Raw genomic sequence first — 18,767 nt, 5'->3', positions numbered from 1 at the left:
TCTGATAACCGTATCCTTTATTTTTATCCATTATCCATTTACATAAAAGATCTGATAGCGCTCCAAACGTCATCTTTGCCTTCTGATGTTTCTGCTGAAAACGGAATAAAAATATCCTCTGGATCCATCTCAAGAACTTTTTTGGAACGTTTAATATGTTTATACCGTCTTGTCTTTGGAATTTTATCCAGCTTTGTTCCAATTACGATAACAGGGAGCCCAAAATATTTCAGATAATCATACATCTGAATATCATCCTCTGTCGGCTCATGGCGCAAATCTGTAATCAGAATAACCGCCCGGAGCGTTTCTCTGTTTTTAAAATATTCTTCCATCATGCCGCCCCATTTTGCACGTTCCTTCTTGGACACCTGTGCGTAACCATAGCCTGGAACATCTACAAAATAAATGGACTCATTAATCAGATAGAAATTTAATGTTTGTGTTTTGCCGGGTTTGGAAGAAGTTCTTGCTAAATTTTTTCGGTTAATTAGCCGGTTAATTAAGGAAGACTTCCCAACATTGGATCGCCCTGCAAGTGCAAATTCTGGATACTGCTCCTGTGGATATTGTTTCTCACTGACTGCACTGATAACGATCTCTGCTTGATTAACCTTCATATTACTCTTCCTCCTTTACCAATGCAATTTCTAATACTTCATCTAAGTGTTTCACTGGTATAAATTCCAGCCCTTCGCGAACACTTTCCGGAATATTTTCTATATCCTTTTCATTATCCTCAGGTAAAATAATCGTTCTCAGCCCCGCCCTGTGCGCACTTAATGCTTTTTCTTTTAGTCCGCCAATAGGCAAAACGCGCCCCCGAAGTGTGATTTCACCAGTCATTCCTACCTCTCTCCGGATAGCACGTCCTGTCAGCGAGGATACAAGTGCTGTTGCAATGGTGATTCCCGCTGAAGGACCATCTTTCGGTGTCGCTCCGGCAGGAACATGGATATGAATATCATATTTTTCATAGAAGTCGGAATCAATATTCAACTGTTCTGCACGAGACCTTACATAACTGAAAGCAGCCTGAGCAGATTCCTGCATAACGCCTCCAAGTTTACCCGTAAGCTTTAAATTACCTTTCCCTGGATAGTGTGTCACTTCAATCGATAAAATATCTCCACCGGCTGTTGTATATGCAAGCCCCGTTGCAGCACCAATTTGGTTTTCTTCTTCAATCAATCCATATCGATATACTGGCTTGCCTAAATATTCTTCAACAATACGTTCGGTTACAATAATCCGATCCTTACTTTCATCTGAGACGAGTTCTTTTGCTGCTTTACGGCATAACGTCGCAAGCTGTCTTTCCAGACCGCGGACACCGGCTTCCCTGGTATATCTACGGATTAATTTCATGATAGCAGACTCACGAATTTGAATTTTACTCTTTGTCAGTCCGTTTTCTTTAATTTGTTTCGGCAGGAGATGGCGTTTTGCGATATGCAGCTTTTCAACCTCTGTATAGCCCGGGATAGATATTAATTCCATCCGGTCAAGCAACGGTTCTGGAATACTGTTTATATTATTTGCTGTAGCAATAAACAATACATTGGATAAATCATAGGTTTCTTCAATATAGTGATCACTGAAGTTATGATTTTGCTCCGGATCCAGAACCTCCAGCATTGCCGAAGATGGGTCACCACGAAAATCATTTGACATTTTCTCAATTTCATCTAATAAAAATACTGGATTGACCGTTGCAGCCCGCCTCATTCCTTGCATAATTCTTCCCGGCATTGCTCCAATATAGGTGCGGCGATGGCCGCGTATTTCTGCTTCATCCCGAACTCCGCCTAAAGAAATGCGAACAAAATTCCGGTCAATGGCATTAGCGATTGATTTTGCTAAAGAGGTCTTCCCGACTCCTGGAGGACCAACTAAACAAAGAATAGGTCCTTTTATTGTGTTGGTAAGCTTTTGAACCGCCAAATATTCTAAAATTCGTTCCTTCACTTTTTCTAAACCATAGTGGTCAGCATTTAATACCTTTTCAGCCTTTTTCATTTGAATATTATCTTTTGTTTTAGTTTGCCACGGGAGAGCAACAAGCCATTCAATATAGTTTCGGATCACAGAGCTTTCTGCGGATGATTGCGGTACTCTTTCATACCGGCCGAGCTCTTTCATCGCAACACTGGTAATGTTTTCAGGCATATCGGATTGTTCAATTTTTGTCCGAAGCTGCTCTAAATCACCAGATTTGCCGTCACGGTCTCCCAGTTCTTTCTGGATAACTTTTAATTGCTCCCTTAAGTAATATTCTTTTTGGGTCTTTTCCATCGATGTTTTAATCTTTTGTCCGATTCTCTTCTCAATGGATAAAATTTTTCGCTCATCAGCAATAATATCTAAGAGTTTATGTATTCTCTCCATCACATCAAAAGCTTCTAGTATCTCCTGCTTATCATTTAGCTTCAAAGAAAGATGTGAAGTAATCATATCTGCTAAACGGCCGGGATTATCAATATCGCCGACTGTTTCAAATGTCTCTTCTGTTAATTTACGGGAAACTTTTATGTATTGCTGGAATTGCTCAAGTAATGTACGCATTAAAGCTTCTGTTTCAAATGCATTTCCTACAATATCTTCCTTTTCCTCTACCTCTACGATAAAGTTTTCTTCTTCCTCCAGGTAACGGACAATTCCAGCCCGGTAAAACCCTTCAACGAGTACTCTCTGTGTCCCATTTGGAAGCTTGGTAATCTGTTTAATCTTTGCCACTGTCCCAACATTGTATATATCTGCAGGATTAGGATCATCTGAATTCATTTTCTTTTGTGAAGCTAAAAATATGTACTGATCAGCCAACATAGCCTGTTCTAAAGAAGCAATAGACTTATCTCTGCCAACATCAAGGTGCAACACCATCGACGGAAATACGATTAATCCCCGTAAAGGCAACAGCGGCATCTTCAAATAGTTTGCTGTCATACATTCACCCCCTATGTTCTTTTATTATTTATTTTTCTTTGTAAGGCTCTTTCTCAGTGTAAAAAAAAATCATCTAAATGTAAACACCGTTATACTTTCTTTTAGTATAAACAGTTATACAAGTATCTATGATTATTGGTTCTATGTCAAATGTGGTGGTGGAATATCATTCCTCCACCTCTTTATTTATAAGCTTGCTTTAAGACAAGCTTTACCTCTTGTTGCCATAGAATTTTCTTTCTCATTCGATCAAACTGTTTAATCCCATAAGATAATCTTTTTAATACTTTAATCGTATTATTAACGCCTTCTATGTAGCCATTATTAAAGGGATACATAAAAGAATGCAGAATTTCTTGTTGCCATCTTTTAAATGTACGTGCGACACGATGAAATCCCTCTAACGCGGATGCATTCAACTTCTCCAGGCACGCTTCTAATCCAGCAGTTGCGTTGTGCGCATCACTTTCCTTAAACCACGTATCCAATTCATGCTTTAAACCATAAGCTTCCTTTAAGCGGGGATCTATCCTTAATAATTGCTCGACTTTCTTCTTCTGATCATCTGAACAGGTTGTCCATGATTTCCACAGAAGTTTTTTGGAACGTTTCATTCGAATTCGATCTTTCTTGGGCAGCTCCTTTTGAACTTCACGGCGGACCTCATCTAGAGCCCAATAGGCCTGACGCATAAAGTGAAAACGGTCAGCGATAATCAGAGGATTTCCCAGTGCTTTTCGAATTGCTTGTTTAAACGCTTGAGATAAATCCATTACTACCATTTCTACTTTACCTGTATCACAGGACTTTAAGTACGCTTCAATGGTTTCCACTTTTCGATTTGGCAAGATATCGATAATTCTTCGGTTCTCCACATCGACCACATTCAATTGAAACCTCTCTCCATCCGCGTCACCTTTAAACTCATCGATCGCAATGACTCGCGGCAACACTTTGCTGGTAGTTAACTCCTTCTGATCAAACCACCGTAAGACACGATTCACTGTTACTCCGGTTACTAGCGCCGCTGTACGAAAGGAACTCACCGCTGCATGCATCATCGCTGTCGTTTGCACACTCGCCATACAACGTTGATACCGATGAATCATTTGTAGACGCTCATAAAATGTGTGATGACACGACGTGCAAATATAACGTCGTTTTCGCAGGGAAAGATGAACTTCCTTGGTTGTAAACGCTGGTCCTTGAATGCTTTGCCAACGATAGCCATGTATCCGCTTGGTTCTTTTACGGCAAAAAGGACATTTCTGCATACGCTGTTTCGTGAATAATTCTGCAATAAAATAACTTTCTTCTTCTCTGATATCCCACACATCTACATGCGTATCTTTAATTCCTAACAACTCTGTGATAAAATGATGATGCACTCTTTTCCTCTCCCATTCCTTTTGTCTCGACAACTCAAGGTTACCAGAGAGAGGAAATAGAGTGTATTTTTTTGTCTCCGTTCCATCTGGCGATGGAACGGAGGGCACCACCACATTCAGTATAGAGCCTGATTATTACACTAATTTAATAATAAGAAAAGTTTTTTACTATAAGAAAGAGTAAAAAATGCAGATTCTCCTCAGAATCTGCATTTTTTATTTAACTATGCTTATGCACTTTCTTTTGGAAACTTTTCATTTCCTTCCTGAATCGTTCCATCACGGAAAATAAGTTTTGGTGTGCCATTTTCCTGAATAACAGTATCCTTTGTAATCACACACTTTTCTACGTCTTCTCTTGAAGGAAGATCAAACATGACATCTACAATGATTCCTTCAATGATGGAACGAAGTCCACGTGCACCTGTTTTCCGTTCAATAGCCTTCTTCGCAATCTCTTCCAGCGCATCCTGCTCAAACTCAAGCTCTACATTATCAATTTCAAATAACTTTTGATACTGCTTGACCAAGGCATTCTTTGGCTTCGTCAGAATTTCGATTAGTGCATCCTCATCCAGCGGAGTAAGACTGCCGATTACTGGTATACGTCCGATAAACTCTGGAATAAGTCCATAGCGCAATAAATCCTCCGGAAGGACTTTAGACAGCAATTGTGCTGTATCTAACTCTTCCTGTTCTTCATTTGCACCAAAACCGATAACCTTTTTACCGATACGGCGTTTAATCACCTGATCAATTCCGTCAAATGCACCACCGACGATAAATAGAATATTCGTTGTATCAATTTGAATAAATTCCTGATGCGGATGTTTTCGTCCGCCTTGAGGTGGAACACTTGCTACTGTTCCTTCAAGAATTTTTAAAAGGGCCTGCTGTACACCTTCCCCAGAAACATCTCTGGTAATAGAGGGATTTTCAGATTTTCTGGCTACCTTATCAATTTCGTCAATATAGATAATCCCTTTTTCTGCTTTTTCTACATCATAGTCTGCAGATTGAATCAGCTTAAGAAGAATATTTTCTACATCTTCCCCTACATACCCAGCTTCTGTTAATGATGTTGCATCTGCCATCGCGAAAGGTACATTAATAATTCTTGCTAATGTTTGAGCCAGTAATGTTTTACCGCTACCAGTCGGCCCAATCATCGCAATATTACTTTTGGAAATTTCCACATCGCCGCTATTCATACCTGAGTTAACACGTTTGTAGTGATTATATACTGCAACAGAAAGGTTTCTTTTAGCCTTATCCTGTCCAATTACATAATCATCAAGTGTGTCACAAATTTCTTTCGGCTTTGGAATTTCATTCATTTCCATGCCTTCTTCTGTACCTAGCTCTTCCTCAACAATTTCTGTGCACAGTTCAATACATTCATCACATATATAAACGCCAGGACCAGCTACCAGTTTTCGCACCTGCTCTTGACTTTTGCCACAAAAAGAACATTTTAATTGTCCTTTTTCTTCATTGAATTTAAACATTACTTTTCGCCGCCTTCCTCAACAATCTCCAAGACTTTCTCATCACATTCATTACATATATAAACGTCTGGGCCAGCTACTAACTTTTGAACTTTTTATCGGTTCTTCCCACAAAAGGGCATGGGCTGTCGTTTCTTACCTTTCGACTATAACCAATTCCATTGCCTTTGATGTGCTGTTACAGATTAGCAGCCAGCTTTATAATTTATCATATCAGATACATATAGAAATACAAAATAATATACTTTTTGTATTTGCCATAAACAATTGTATGATAAGTCTGTCATTCCAGTATGCCTCAATTCTTTTAAATGTCAACTATTTGCAATTCCATTTGTATAGTATGCTTTTCCAAGCAAGAAAAATGCAGTTTTGACAAAAAAATTGTTTTTTCGACTGCGTCCTAATTAACAGGAAAGACAAGGCACGTATTTAGGCGCACCTTGTCTTTTGTATCCTCTTTTTTTATTTAACACTTTATTTTGTTTTGCTGTTTTCTGCTAAGAAGTCAATTGCCGCACGCATTTTCAAATCATTTTCCAACGTTTCTGTTGAACCGCCAAGCATTTGAACAAGCTGCTCTTTTTCAACTCCATACATAGAACCCATCTTCTCAAGTTCCGCATCAATATCTTCTTCAGAAGCTTTAAGATCTTCTGCTTCCGCAATTGCTTCTAAAGTAAGATTTGTTTTAACGCGTTTTTCGGCATCAGCACGCATTTGTTCTTTTAGTGCATCCTCATCTTGCCCTGAAAATTGGCTGTACATTTCTAAAGTCATACCCTGCATTTGAAGCTGCTGTTCGAATTCACGAACCATTTGATTTACTTCTGTATCTACCATAGCTTCAGGAACTTCTACTTCAATATTGTCTGAAGCTTGTTGAAGCAGCTCTTCACGTTTTTCATTTTCAGCCTGCTGCTTTTTGTTTGTTTCGAGCTCTTCACGTTTTTTTGCTTTTAATTCATCAAGTGTTTCCACATCTTCATCTACATCTTTTGCAAATTCATCGTCAAGCTCTGGCAATTCTTTTGCTTTTACTTCATGAATTTTCACTTTGAATACTGCTTCTTGACCAGCTAAATCTTCTGCATGGTATTCTTCAGGGAAAGTTACTTTTACTTCTGTTTCATCGCCTGCTTTTTTGCCAATTAATTGCTCTTCAAATCCAGGGATAAATTGACCTGAACCAATTTCAAGTGAATGATTTTCACCTTGTCCGCCTTCAAAAGCTTCTCCGTCTTTAAAGCCTTCAAAATCAATTACTGCTGTATCACCGTTTTCAATTGCACTATCTTCTTTCACAACTAATTCTGCATGACGTTCACGAAGATTTTCAATTTCCTGCTCAACATCTTCATCTGTTACTTCTACAGATTTTTCTTCTACTTCTAATCCTTTGTATTCACCAAGCTTCACTTCCGGTTTCACTTCTACTTCAGCAGTGAAAACAAGCGGCTGTCCTTTTTCAATTTGGTCAATATCAATAGATGGTTGTGCAATTGGGAAAATCTCAGCTTCATCAACTGCTTTAGAATAAGCACCTGGAAGTACAATATCTACGGCATCTTGATATAGAGATTCTACACCAAAGCGTTTTTCAAAAATACCGCGGGGAATCTTCCCTTTACGGAATCCTGGAACTTGTACATCCTTTGATACTTTTTTAAATGCTTGATCTAACGCCTGGTCAAATTCTTCAGACGAAACTTCAAACGTTAATACACCTTTGTTGCCTTCTTGTTTTTCCCATTTTGTTGTCATTATTATTCCCTCCAAAATCAAATCTATCATTGCATTTCATTATTCATTTGATCAATAGTTTTTTCCTAATTTACAACCACCTCATTATAACATATATCTTATGTGTTTCAAGCATTTTACTACTCTTCAATAATACTTAGATAAAGGGAATTACAAATTTTTATAGATTCTACCCATGATTGGGCAGCTGTGTCCAGCTCCTCCAGCCGGGTATCTGCCTGTAAATAATCGTTCCCAAGTGTATGAATCGCCTCCGTAATAGAAGCCACATCATTTTCTGAAGGTATGAATGGATAGGTTACATAAAAGTAGCGGTATATGAGCTGCTGAAGTAAATTGAATAAAGTAGGATTATCTACCGTCCGATTTTCTAATTCTCTCATTATAGCTATGTAGCTGTTCTCCTCAGAGATTTGAATCAGTTTAGATGGCTGAACCATCATCTTTGTATCAAACTTATGTATATGAACTGACTTCTCTATACCAGCTTCTCTGAACCATTCTAATAGTGCCGTTTTTATAACAGGATGAACTTGTTCGTTTTCAAGCAGCTGAATAATGTCTTCTTTTGGATCAGCATGTATTCGCCGAAGCTGTTCGATAAGGTTCCATTGTTTCAAAAAATCATTTCCGTTTACAGCTTCCTTAAGCTCTTCTATAAAACCGGGGCTATTATCTTCATCAATTCCAATCTTCATGTTCTCGCTCATTTCATACAGCTGCTGAAAAGGCTCCTGAAGCATATCAGGAATCATATCGTATTCAAATTCTACCTCCAGCAAATCCATCAAGTGTTGATACTGACTTGTTTGAAAGAGGATGGTTAAGTAAATATGGAAGTAATGATAATAATGTGCATCCTTATTTGCCAATAATTCTTCACTGAGCCGTTCAGCTTCTTTATAACTTCCCAGTTCCATCAGGCACATTAACTTACCAATATATATTTCGTGACTTCCTTCATGATATTCAATGAGGCAATTTAATTTCTCGAGTGCCTCTTTATATTTCTTTTTTCTTAAAGCATCTAGTCCTTCTTCTTCCAGCTGCTTTTTTGTGTTTGGAAATAAGATTACCTTTGTACTATCTTTCATTTGTTCACCTCTATTCTGGATTACCAAAAAATGTTCATCAAATCTTTTATTCCCTTATACAGTAAAATTTAAACCGTTTATTGGGACTGTATAAGCTGAAATAAAGATTTTAGCTTCCAGCATTTATCCTGAGAATACTTCGCGCTTTTACGGGAATCTCCATGCATTCTCTTTGAAATTGATATAAGAATTATTCATCCTATCGAAAGCTTCTGTCAGTAACAATAATTAATCATATAATAAATGATTTACTCTGTGAAATCTAAAAGAGATTCAAGCATTCAGCTCATAGATTTGTTTATACTTATTCATACCTCATCAAGAATACGGAGTGATTATTACTGTCTAATTTTATTGAAATATTAATCCTTTTATTTTATATGACTGATTATATCATGTTGAGAAAAAAGTCAAAAGAAAAGATCTTTGGGCTATTGCCCAATCGTAATTCATCTCCCCTTTACCGTTGGACTACACCCTTCACACGCTTGAAGAGGGAGGCTTCTTTCGGAAGTACGTCAAAAAAACGCTCAATCCCTCATATATTAAGAGTTTGAGCGTTTATCTTATTTACGTCCCAGGCAGGATTCGAACCTGCGACCCACAGCTTAGAAGGCTGTTGCTCTATCCAGCTGAGCTACTGGGACATTCTGGAGCGGGTGAAGGGAATCGAACCCTCATCATCAGCTTGGAAGGCTGAGGTTTTACCACTAAACTACACCCGCAACTACTGTATTTCTCGCATTTCTTATGTATGCCGTTTTTAACGGACAAGTAATATTATATGTTGGATAGAAGTTTTTGTCAACAGATTTTTAAACATTATTTTCATTCTTTATAATATAGCTTAAAAACCCTTGATACAAAAGGAAAAACACGTTAGATACAACGTTGATTTAAAGAAGAAAAGCAGTTCATATCTTCTTTTCAACAGAAGAATGAACTGCTTTTCTAATCTGATTCTACAAAGAAGTTTGGTAAGTCATATCTTTTACCTTTCCATCTTTTAAAGTGTAAAAGTCGACTTGTACTTGGTCAGTATTTTCCCAGCTTAGAATAGCATATGTTTTTTCAACACGATTCCTGGGCATACGGATGCTGCCTGGATTGATAAATAATTGATTCCCTATTTTTTCAGCACCAGCAATATGTGTATGTCCAAAGCATACAACATTTGCTCGATGTTCTTCCGCTGCATAAGACAGGTTTGTTAAATTTCCTTTTACCTGATGGAGGTGACCATGAGTTACAAAGAAGCGAATACCATTTAAGTCCAGTACTTCCTGATCTGGGTATAGCGAATCAAAATCACAATTTCCGCCAACTTTATAAAAAGGACTTAACTCAGCAGCATCAAAATCCAGCTCTGAATCCCCACAATGGATGTATAAGTCCACAGTATGTTTTTCCTTCATTTCTTCCAGTTCTTTTGTCAGCCCATGACTGTCACTTGTAATTAGAACGCTTGTCATCATACCCCTCCTCAATATATTTATTTATAGCAAGTGTATTCTTTTTTCCAATTGCTTCATCGCCTGTTTCCGGTGGCTTATTTGATTTTTTTCAGATGGATCAAGCTGGGCCATTGTTTCTGTATATCCTTTTGGTATAAAAATAGGATCATAGCCAAAACCGTTCTCTCCACACTGTTCCGTTTTAATATGTCCTTCGCAATAACCCGTTACAAATATTGTCTCTTCATCAGGACGGGCGATCGCCAAAACACATACGAAGCGGGCACTCCGTTCTTCTAAAGGTATCTGTTTCATTTCCTCCAGAACTTTATCTATATTTGCTCGATCATTTGTCGGCTCCCCTGCATATCGCGCAGAATAAATACCCGGTCTTCCCTCCAGGCTATCGATTATCAGGCCCGAATCGTCTGCAAGCACCGGCTGTTGAAATCGGCTTGAAATCTCTTCTGCTTTTAAAGCTGCATTTTCTACGAAGCTTTCTCCTGTTTCTTCAATATCAGGAACTTCCTCTTCTAAATCAAGCAGGGAAACAGCCTCTATTTTGTAAGGGGCAAAAAATGCTTTAAATTCCTTTGCCTTCCCTTTATTTTTGGTCGCAATAATAACCTTCTTCATGGTGTCCATCCCCCAATGAAATTATTCTTGATTAACTAAATCTGCGATAGAGCCAAGTATTTGTTTCTGCTGATTGATTAACTCCTGGATACCTTGTTCGCCCAAGGTCAGCATTGCTTGTAATTGCTGCACGCTGAAAGTAGCTTCTTCTCCTGTTCCCTGAAGCTCTACAAATTCACCTTGTCCAGTCATGACAATATTCATATCTACATTTGCTGTACTGTCTTCCTGATAATTCAAATCGAGTACTTCTTGTCCGTCAGGTAATACACCAACAGAAATAGCAGCCAAGAAATCTCTTACTGGAAGTTCCTTAAGTACTTTCTTTTCTACAAGCTGATGAAGTGCAATTACCATAGCTACATATGCACCCGTGATAGAAGCCGTTCTAGTGCCTCCATCTGCTTGAATAACATCGCAATCGATCCAAATTGTCCGTTCTCCAATTTTTGAAAGATCGACGACAGAACGTAATGCACGTCCAATCAGGCGCTGGATCTCCATCGTTCTTCCGCTTACTTTCCCTTTTGAAGACTCACGGATATTCCGCTGTTCTGTTGCCCGCGGCAGCATTGCATATTCTGCAGTGATCCATCCTTTCCCCTGCCCTCTCATAAATGGTGGCACTCTATCTTCAATACTCGCATTACAAATAACCTTTGTCTGACCCATCTCAATTAATACAGAGCCTTCCGGATGCGTAATATAACCGGGTGTTATTTGAATGGACCGCAGTTCATTTTGTTTTCTATTATCATGTCTTCCCATTTGTCTTCCTCCTTATTTCACATTACATAGCTTATCATATTTTCTAAAAAAGAAACATGAGGAAGATGGAAGATGCAGTGAAAAATCAATCTCATAACAGGATTTTGTCAGCAAACAAAAAAAGAGCATCTAAAGAGTGGTTAAACACACTCTTCAGGTGCTCTGTACAATATTTTCATATCATTATAATTCTTCGCTTGGAGTGAAAAATTGTGCAGATACCGGTTCAGAATACGGCTCTCCATTTTCATTGAATACTTCATCCACATTTTCAACCTGGACATTTACTGCATCTACATTCGGCTGAGATGTCAAGGTTCTCACTATTGTCTCCATTACTTCATCAGAGATTATATGCTGTTCCTGATCCATCAGGATGCCCTCATTGAAAATCAAATTAGCTACTCCTTCTTCTACAACTGGTTCTGCGGCTAATGCTGCTTCCGGATTAAATACATTGAGAACATTGTTTTGATAACCTGGGCCCTCTATCAGTTCATTAACAATACCTGCTAAATCATTTTCATCATCCATCGTTACATATTGTGTTACAGGAACATAATAACGGTTATTTTCTTTTTCTACTGGATAAAACATAGTGACAGGATTGCTGCTGAAATAATCTAATGTATCATTGTTTATCAGATTAATTCCATTTGCCCGTGTATATCCATTATTGAGCGGCGTACCGTTAACAGGCATTTCTGCTAAGTCCTCACCTTCTACCCGGAGCTTGACTTTGTGAACATTATCAAATTGCGTTAAGGTATACGTAACGGCTTCTATAATTGGAAGCTCAGAGGATGCTTCATATTCCGAAAACTCTCCAGATAAGTCAACAACAATCGTTCCATCCTCCTGTAGATCCAAACCAAGTACTTCTGTATCTTCTGGAAGTACGGCCTGGAAGCCGTTCGGCAGCATTGGTGTTATTGGACCGCCTTTAACCAGATATTCAATAACCTGCTGTGCCACTTGATTAGCTTCAGGAACTGGAAGTTCAACAGTCTGAGAAGCAACCATACCATTCGAATCAATTAAATACAGCTCTCTTGAAACAGTATCCTCCACTTCATCAGGGGTAGCTGCAGCATCTTCCCCATCCACTGTCTCTTCACCATTTACTGCTTCTGCATTTTGTGGAGGATCTACCTCTTTTGATGACTGCTCTCCATTAAAGCATCCTGCCAGTAAGACTAATATTCCAAAAGCTCCTATTAATTGGATTAACTTTTTACTCATGCAACTACCTCCCAAGATGGTTTGTACTATTATTTATACGAGCCCACCTTTAGAAATAGACCATGAATTCGATAGTTTCTAAAACAAAACTTGATTTAAAAGATTGACTTTTTGAGTATTGAATCCTAGTTTGAGTTAATCAAAAGATCAGGTGACCATTTTCTCCTAAACAGATTATATTTCTTTCAAATGAGACAAGAATAATTGTGGATACACAAAAAACAAACTTTCCACATGATCCATAACCTGTGCATTGTTTAAATCGAATTTATCGGTCAAAGCTACTTTCTTACATAAAGTTTTTATCCATATAAAAAACACTTGTACAATGCTGAGAAAATAAACTTTTCAACCATCGTACAGGTGCTCTATCTCTAAATATTTTGTAAGTCAGCATGCTTAATCGTAAGAACTTCAAAATTACTATCCTTAAATATTTTTTCGGTAATTTCAATAAAAATATCCAAATCTCCAGTGGCATAAAATTGGTGCGGAGGCATGTGGTCATCATGATTTGCAATTTGATGAATGTCCAATGTTGTACTCGTTTCCCTTGCTGTCTCTTCACTCGAAGAAATAACGATAATCTTCTTACCGACAACCTCCTGAATGGTATCCTTTAACAAAGGATAATGCGTGCAGCCTAAAATTAGTGTATCCATCTTATCATGCTCTAAAATTGGTGCTAAGGCAGTTTCTACTACTTGTTTGGCTTCTGGTCCATCTAATACCCCTTTTTCTACCATCGGCACAAATGAAGGGCAAGCTAAAGAAATAACTTCAATATCGGATTTAATTTTACGAAGTGCGTAGCTATATGCACCGCTCCGTACAGTTCCCTCTGTTCCAATAACCCCGATATAGTTATTCTCAGTTGACTTAATTGCAGCCCTCGCACCAGGCTTAATAACGCCAATAACAGGGATATCCAATTCCTTTTGTAAGTCCTTTATTGTAAATGCCGTTGCTGTATTACAGGCAATCACGAGCATTTTTATATTTTTCCCAAGTAAAAAGCGGACCATTTCCCAAGTAAATTGTTTTACTTCTTCTTCTGTTCTTGGCCCATATGGGCATCTCGCTGTATCTCCTAAGTAAATAAGCGGTTCTTTAGGAAGCTGTCTCATTAATTCATGAACGACAGTCAACCCGCCCACTCCAGAATCAATTACACCAATTGGCTGTTTCAAAATTCTCTCTCCCTTTTTTCCTTCTCTACTTTTCATTCACCTGTTTCATCTCATCATGCAGGAAGCTTAATAATTCATTTAAGGTTTCTTTCTGCTCATCCGAGAATTGAGATAAAACGTCTCGTAAGTATTCTTGCCGTTTTTGGATTACTTCTTCAATAATGTGCTTTCCTTTTTCCAGAAGATGAATTCGCACAACACGACGATCATTCGTATCGCGAACACGCTCAACCAGTTCATTCTTCTCTAAACGATCGACTAAATCTGTGGTAGTACTAAATGCATGGCTAATACGGTTAGATAATTCACCAACTGTCAGATCCCCTTCTTCCAGCAGCCATTGTAAAGCAATAAACTGTGGTGAGGTAATCGGATAATGATGTAAAATTTTCCGGCCGTTTTGTTTAATCATACCAGAAATATATCTTAATTTTTTTTCCATTTTATTAACTGCTTCTACTTCTTGGTTTTTTTCCAATATGGTACCCCCTAAAATTAAAAAATCCACTAAAATTTTTAACAATAATTTATGTAGCGATTGTTATGAGGCATTTAACATCTGCTTGTAATCCATAGTAAACTAAAAAACGGTTCTTGAAAACTTTTTTAGGGAAAAGCCTTCAAATGTTATTGCATTGAAGCAATATTTCAAAATTTATTAGGAAATCTTAGCTAGGGTAAAATCTCAAATATCTTGTTTTCCGAGAAGTAAAAATGCAGGCTGATGAAATTTTCACATGATACATTGACTTCTACACTTATCACATGATGTGGGAGATTTTAAAAGGCTTCTCTTCCAAATATGTTATTCCAGCCAGAATTTTGAATGTCCTTTTCAAAATGTACGCACTCTTTTGTTTCAGCCTTCATAAGCTATATCGACTAAATAATTTCCCTTCATGATGCAGTTCTATAAAGCAAGGAGGGGGTAACATTTGAAGGATAATGGGTATAAACCGAAGCAGCTACTGACCAAACGCGAGAAAGAAGTGTTTGAACTATTGGTACAAGATAAAACAACAAAAGAGATTGCCCAAGAGCTATTCATCTCAGAAAAAACTGTGAGAAACCACATTTCGAACGCGATGCAAAAATTAGGGGTAAAGGGCCGTTCACAGGCTGTTGTCGAATTGCTTCGTATGGGTGAATTAAAGCTGTAATCAAACGAAAAAGAGAGAGCGATAAACAGGATATTGTTCGAGGTCAAAAATACATTTATTTCTTCTTTTATTTAAATTTTGTTTTGAACTCAATACAATGCTTACGTTTATTGCTGGTATTTCGAGGCATCTGCGCTTACCATTCAAACGTATTCTTTATCATCATTCCTTACAGGAAGAATGGAAACTATATGAAGGTGCTGTTTAAGTCTGAGCTTTGGAAAGGGGAGCTCAGACTTTTTTATTTACTTTGCCTATTATAAAAAAGACATCTCGGGGATGTCTTCTAAAATTGAAACAGAAAGAAATGTTAATTCCTGAGATCAAACGATATACAAATGGAACGCAGGAAATATACGTAGATTCCTTTAGAAAGCGAAGTATATTTCTGAGATGGATATCCGCACAATTTATGTTCAGAAATCGCTAGATTAAAACACTTTTGTCTCAGACTTTTTCTTTATAAATCAATGATTCTGCACGACTACCTTGAAAGTAACTTTTGCTTCATTTCATCCGACAATTTCTTTGGAGCTTTCTTCTGAGTATCAATATAAACCAGCCTGCCCCTTGCTGTCATAACAACTTCTTCTTTTTTTACAACTTTATAATGAATATCAAAAGAGGTAGTGCCAACAGATGCTGTTTTAACATAAACTTGAATATCGTCTCCAAAATAAAGCTCCTTCAGGTAATTACACTGTAAATCAGCGACAATTACTCCGTCAGTCTGCCGCATATCCTTTGATAAAAATCCTAAGTTGTTTAAATAGGCGATACGTGCTTCTTCAAAATAAATAAATGGGGAAACATTATTTACATGACCATACATATCTGTTTCAGAAAATCGGACAGATACCGGCACATAAAAAGAAAAACCTTCTTCCCAGGTTGTAAAATCTTCAATATAAGAGATACGGCTCATACATAATTACCTCCCTTGTATATATTTTATACACGTCGTCCACCGATATTTCAAAGCGCTTTCATTGCTTGTTTAAGAAAAACCCTGACCAGATGAATGGCTAGGGTTTTCTATTGTTGTTAATCTTTATTTTGTATTAAAGTGCTGTGTCACTTCCAAAGAAGTTTTTGAAAGCCTGGATGTTTGTAGCGCGGTTCATTGCTGCGATAGAAGTTGTCAAAGGGATACCTTTTGGACAAACCTGTACACAGTTTTGAGAGTTCCCACAGCCGTCAATTCCTCCAGCTTCCATTAAACCGTTTAGACGCTCACTGGCATTCATTTCTCCAGTTGGATGAGCGTTAAATAAACGTGCCTGCGAAATAGCAGCAGGGCCAATGAAATTCGAGCTGTCATTTACATTCGGACAAGCTTCCAGGCAAACGCCGCATGTCATACATTTAGATAATTCATATGCCCATTGACGTTTATTCTCCGGCATTCTTGGCCCAGGTCCTAAATCGTACGTTCCATCAATCGGAATCCATGCTTTCACCTGTTTTAATGCATCAAACATGCGTTCACGGTCTACGATAAGATCACGGACAATCGGGAATGTAGACATTGGCTCTAAACGGATTGGCTGCTCCAGCTGATCAACCAATGCTGCACAGGACTGTCTTGCCGTTCCATTAATAACCATGGAGCAGGCGCCACAAACCTCCTCTAAGCAGTTCATATCCCACATGACCGGGGTAGTTTGCTCTCCTTTACTATTTACAGGATTTTTTCGGATTTCCATTAAAGCAGAAATAACATTCATATTCTGCCTGTAAGGAATCTCAAATGTTTCCTCATAAGGAGCAGCATCCGGGCCGTCTTGTCTAGTTATTATAAAGGTAACTTTACTTTGTTCAGCCATTTCATTTACTCCTTTCTAATGTTTGGTTGTATAATCTCGTTTTCGAGGTGGAATCAGGGAAACATCCACTTCTTCATAGCTAAATACCGGCTCATTATTTTGGGCATCATATTCAGCAATGGTTGTTTTCAGCCAGTCCTCATCATTACGCTCTGGAAACTCTGGTTTATAATGTGCTCCTCGGCTTTCATTACGATTGTATGCACCAATTGTAATCACACGCGCTAATTGAAGCATATGCTTTAATTGACGGGTAAACATAACTCCCTGATTGCTCCAGCGGGATGTATCATTAATATTGATATTTTCCCAGCGTTCCATCAATTCAACAATTTTCTTATCTGTTTTTAACAGTTTTTCATTTTCACGAACAACTGTTACGTTATCTGTCATCCATTCTCCAAGTTCTTTATGGATTTGATATGCATTTTCAGTTCCCTGCATATTCATAAGCTTATCAAAATCATTCTGTTCTGCTTCTTCACGAGATTGATAGAGTTCATCTGGAAGCTCCTCCACATGTTCATCCAAACCTTCAATATATTCAATAGCATTAGGTCCGGCCACCATACCGCCATAGATTGCAGATAACAAAGAATTCGCGCCTAAACGATTTCCACCATGCTGAGAATAGTCACATTCGCCAGCAGCAAAAATTCCAGGGATACTTGTCATCTGTTTTTCATCAACCCATAAACCGCCCATAGAATAGTGAACAGCAGGGAATATTTTCATTGGAACCTTACGAGGATCCTCCCCGACAAATTTCTCATAAATCTCAATAATACCTCCAAGCTTAATATCCAGCTCTTTCGCATCTTTATGAGATAAATCAAGATAAACCATGTTTTCTCCATTGATACCCAGTTTTTGATTTACACAGACATCAAAAATTTCACGGGTTGCGATATCCCGTGGCACAAGATTTCCATATGCCGGATATTTCTCTTCTAAAAAGTACCAAGGCTCTCCATCTTTATACGTCCAGACACGCCCGCCTTCCCCACGCGCTGATTCACTCATTAACCGCAGTTTATCATCTCCGGGAATAGCTGTCGGATGAATTTGAATAAATTCTCCATTTGCATATTTTGCCCCCTGCAAATAGAGCTTACTTGCTGCAGAACCTGTATTAATCATAGAGTTGGTAGATTTACCAAAGATGATTCCAGGTCCTCCTGTCGCAAAAATTGTTGCATCTGAACGAAATGCTTTAATTTCATGTGTTTTTACATTTTGAGCCACAATCCCTTTACCAACACCGTTATCGTCAATAACAGCTTCAAGGAATTCCCAGCCCTCAAACTTAGTTACAAGTCCTTCAACCTCATAGCGGCGGACCTGCTCATCTAATGCATATAATAATTGCTGCCCTGTTGTCGCTCCTGCATATGCAGTACGGTGCATCTGAGTACCGCCAAAACGTCGGAAATCTAATAATCCTTCCGGTGTACGGTTAAACATAACTCCCATACGGTCAAACATATGTATAATACCGGGTGCAGCATCACACATTGCTTTTACCTGCGGTTGATTGGCGAGAAAATCTCCCCCATAAACTGTATCGTCAAAATGCAGATCAGGAGAATCTCCTTCTCCTTTTGTATTAACAGCTCCATTTATACCGCCTTGTGCACATACAGAGTGAGAGCGTTTTACTGGAACAATAGAAAATAAGTCTACACTGACGCCTGCTTCAGCAGCTTTGATGGTAGCCATTAAACCGGCTAAACCGCCGCCGACAACAGCAACTTTTCGATTACTCATTCGTTAGCTCACTCCTTCTTTCAT

Annotated in this window: 16 protein-coding genes, 2 tRNA genes and 1 pseudogene; 1 reads left to right on the top strand and 18 read right to left on the bottom strand. The window is 38.3% G+C overall.

Annotated features, from left to right (window positions below; genetic code table 11):
* Positions 1 to 38: 38 nt before the first annotated feature.
* The 15 genes and pseudogenes from yihA to MHH51_RS10975 all read right to left on the bottom strand — a co-directional run bounded on the left by yihA (position 39) and on the right by MHH51_RS10975 (position 14,468).
* Positions 39 to 620, bottom strand: a complete 582-nt coding sequence (yihA, locus tag MHH51_RS11045; RefSeq protein ID WP_156985405.1) for a ribosome biogenesis GTP-binding protein YihA/YsxC — start codon at positions 618 to 620, stop codon at positions 39 to 41.
* Between the two features lies 1 nt (position 621).
* Positions 622 to 2,946: an endopeptidase La gene (gene lon, locus MHH51_RS11040; protein WP_339286077.1), complete on the bottom strand. Its 2,325-nt coding sequence runs from the start codon at positions 2,944 to 2,946 to the stop codon at positions 622 to 624.
* A gap of 182 nt (positions 2,947 to 3,128) precedes the next feature.
* On the bottom strand, positions 3,129 to 4,334 hold the full coding sequence (locus tag MHH51_RS11035; protein ID WP_339233414.1) for an ISL3 family transposase: 1,206 nt from the start codon (positions 4,332 to 4,334) through the stop codon (positions 3,129 to 3,131).
* Positions 4,335 to 4,564: 230 nt separating this feature from the next.
* A complete protein-coding gene (gene clpX, locus MHH51_RS11030; protein WP_147207931.1) occupies positions 4,565 to 5,842 on the bottom strand; it encodes an ATP-dependent protease ATP-binding subunit ClpX in 1,278 nt (425 codons plus the stop codon).
* A pseudogene (locus MHH51_RS11025) lies at positions 5,842 to 5,925 on the bottom strand (ClpX C4-type zinc finger protein); the annotation flags it as partial. The pseudogene MHH51_RS11025 and the gene clpX, both read right to left, overlap by 1 nt.
* Before the next feature lie 394 nt (positions 5,926 to 6,319).
* Positions 6,320 to 7,606: a trigger factor gene (gene tig, locus MHH51_RS11020; RefSeq protein ID WP_147207932.1), complete on the bottom strand. Its 1,287-nt coding sequence runs from the start codon at positions 7,604 to 7,606 to the stop codon at positions 6,320 to 6,322.
* Between the two features lie 119 nt (positions 7,607 to 7,725).
* Positions 7,726 to 8,700: a tetratricopeptide repeat protein gene (locus tag MHH51_RS11015; protein ID WP_339286074.1), complete on the bottom strand. Its 975-nt coding sequence runs from the start codon at positions 8,698 to 8,700 to the stop codon at positions 7,726 to 7,728.
* A gap of 573 nt (positions 8,701 to 9,273) precedes the next feature.
* Positions 9,274 to 9,347, bottom strand: a tRNA-Arg gene (locus MHH51_RS11010).
* 4 nt (positions 9,348 to 9,351) lie between these two features.
* Positions 9,352 to 9,425, bottom strand: a tRNA-Gly gene (locus MHH51_RS11005).
* Between the two features lie 237 nt (positions 9,426 to 9,662).
* Positions 9,663 to 10,172 carry a metallophosphoesterase gene (locus MHH51_RS11000; RefSeq protein ID WP_147207937.1) on the bottom strand — a complete coding sequence of 170 codons (510 nt, stop codon included), beginning with the start codon at positions 10,170 to 10,172 and terminating at the stop codon, positions 9,663 to 9,665.
* Positions 10,173 to 10,196: 24 nt separating this feature from the next.
* A complete protein-coding gene (locus tag MHH51_RS10995; RefSeq protein WP_339286072.1) occupies positions 10,197 to 10,790 on the bottom strand; it encodes an XTP/dITP diphosphatase in 594 nt (197 codons plus the stop codon).
* A gap of 21 nt (positions 10,791 to 10,811) precedes the next feature.
* Entirely contained in the window at positions 10,812 to 11,558 is a 747-nt protein-coding gene (gene rph, locus MHH51_RS10990) for a ribonuclease PH (protein ID WP_339286071.1), read from the bottom strand.
* A 183-nt stretch (positions 11,559 to 11,741) separates the two neighbouring features.
* Complete coding sequence (locus MHH51_RS10985) at positions 11,742 to 12,800, bottom strand: GerMN domain-containing protein (protein WP_156985413.1); 1,059 nt, start codon at positions 12,798 to 12,800, stop codon at positions 11,742 to 11,744.
* Positions 12,801 to 13,174: 374 nt separating this feature from the next.
* Entirely contained in the window at positions 13,175 to 13,990 is an 816-nt protein-coding gene (gene racE, locus MHH51_RS10980) for a glutamate racemase (protein WP_339286068.1), read from the bottom strand.
* Positions 13,991 to 14,015: 25 nt separating this feature from the next.
* Positions 14,016 to 14,468, bottom strand: coding sequence for a MarR family transcriptional regulator (locus MHH51_RS10975; RefSeq protein WP_077603199.1), 453 nt, complete (start codon positions 14,466 to 14,468; stop codon positions 14,016 to 14,018).
* A gap of 457 nt (positions 14,469 to 14,925) precedes the next feature.
* On the opposite strand from MHH51_RS10975, the gene MHH51_RS10970 reads away from it, so the two are divergent.
* A complete protein-coding gene (locus MHH51_RS10970) occupies positions 14,926 to 15,150 on the top strand; it encodes a response regulator transcription factor (RefSeq protein ID WP_040981732.1) in 225 nt (74 codons plus the stop codon).
* A 484-nt stretch (positions 15,151 to 15,634) separates the two neighbouring features.
* On the opposite strand, the gene MHH51_RS10965 is transcribed toward MHH51_RS10970, so the two are convergent.
* The 3 genes from MHH51_RS10965 to sdhA form a co-directional block, all read right to left on the bottom strand.
* Positions 15,635 to 16,075, bottom strand: a complete 441-nt coding sequence (locus MHH51_RS10965; protein WP_147207942.1) for a thioesterase family protein — start codon at positions 16,073 to 16,075, stop codon at positions 15,635 to 15,637.
* Positions 16,076 to 16,211: 136 nt separating this feature from the next.
* Complete coding sequence (gene sdhB, locus MHH51_RS10960) at positions 16,212 to 16,976, bottom strand: succinate dehydrogenase iron-sulfur subunit (protein WP_147207943.1); 765 nt, start codon at positions 16,974 to 16,976, stop codon at positions 16,212 to 16,214.
* A 15-nt stretch (positions 16,977 to 16,991) separates the two neighbouring features.
* On the bottom strand, positions 16,992 to 18,743 hold the full coding sequence (sdhA, locus tag MHH51_RS10955) for a succinate dehydrogenase flavoprotein subunit (RefSeq protein ID WP_339286066.1): 1,752 nt from the start codon (positions 18,741 to 18,743) through the stop codon (positions 16,992 to 16,994).
* Between the last annotated feature and the right edge of the window lie 24 nt (positions 18,744 to 18,767).

This window comes from Oceanobacillus sp. FSL K6-3682 (assembly GCF_037976165.1).
Lineage (GTDB): Bacteria > Bacillota > Bacilli > Bacillales > Amphibacillaceae > Oceanobacillus > Oceanobacillus sojae.
Note: the sequence above shows the minus strand (reverse complement) of the source record. Positions and strands in the feature narration are given on the sequence as shown.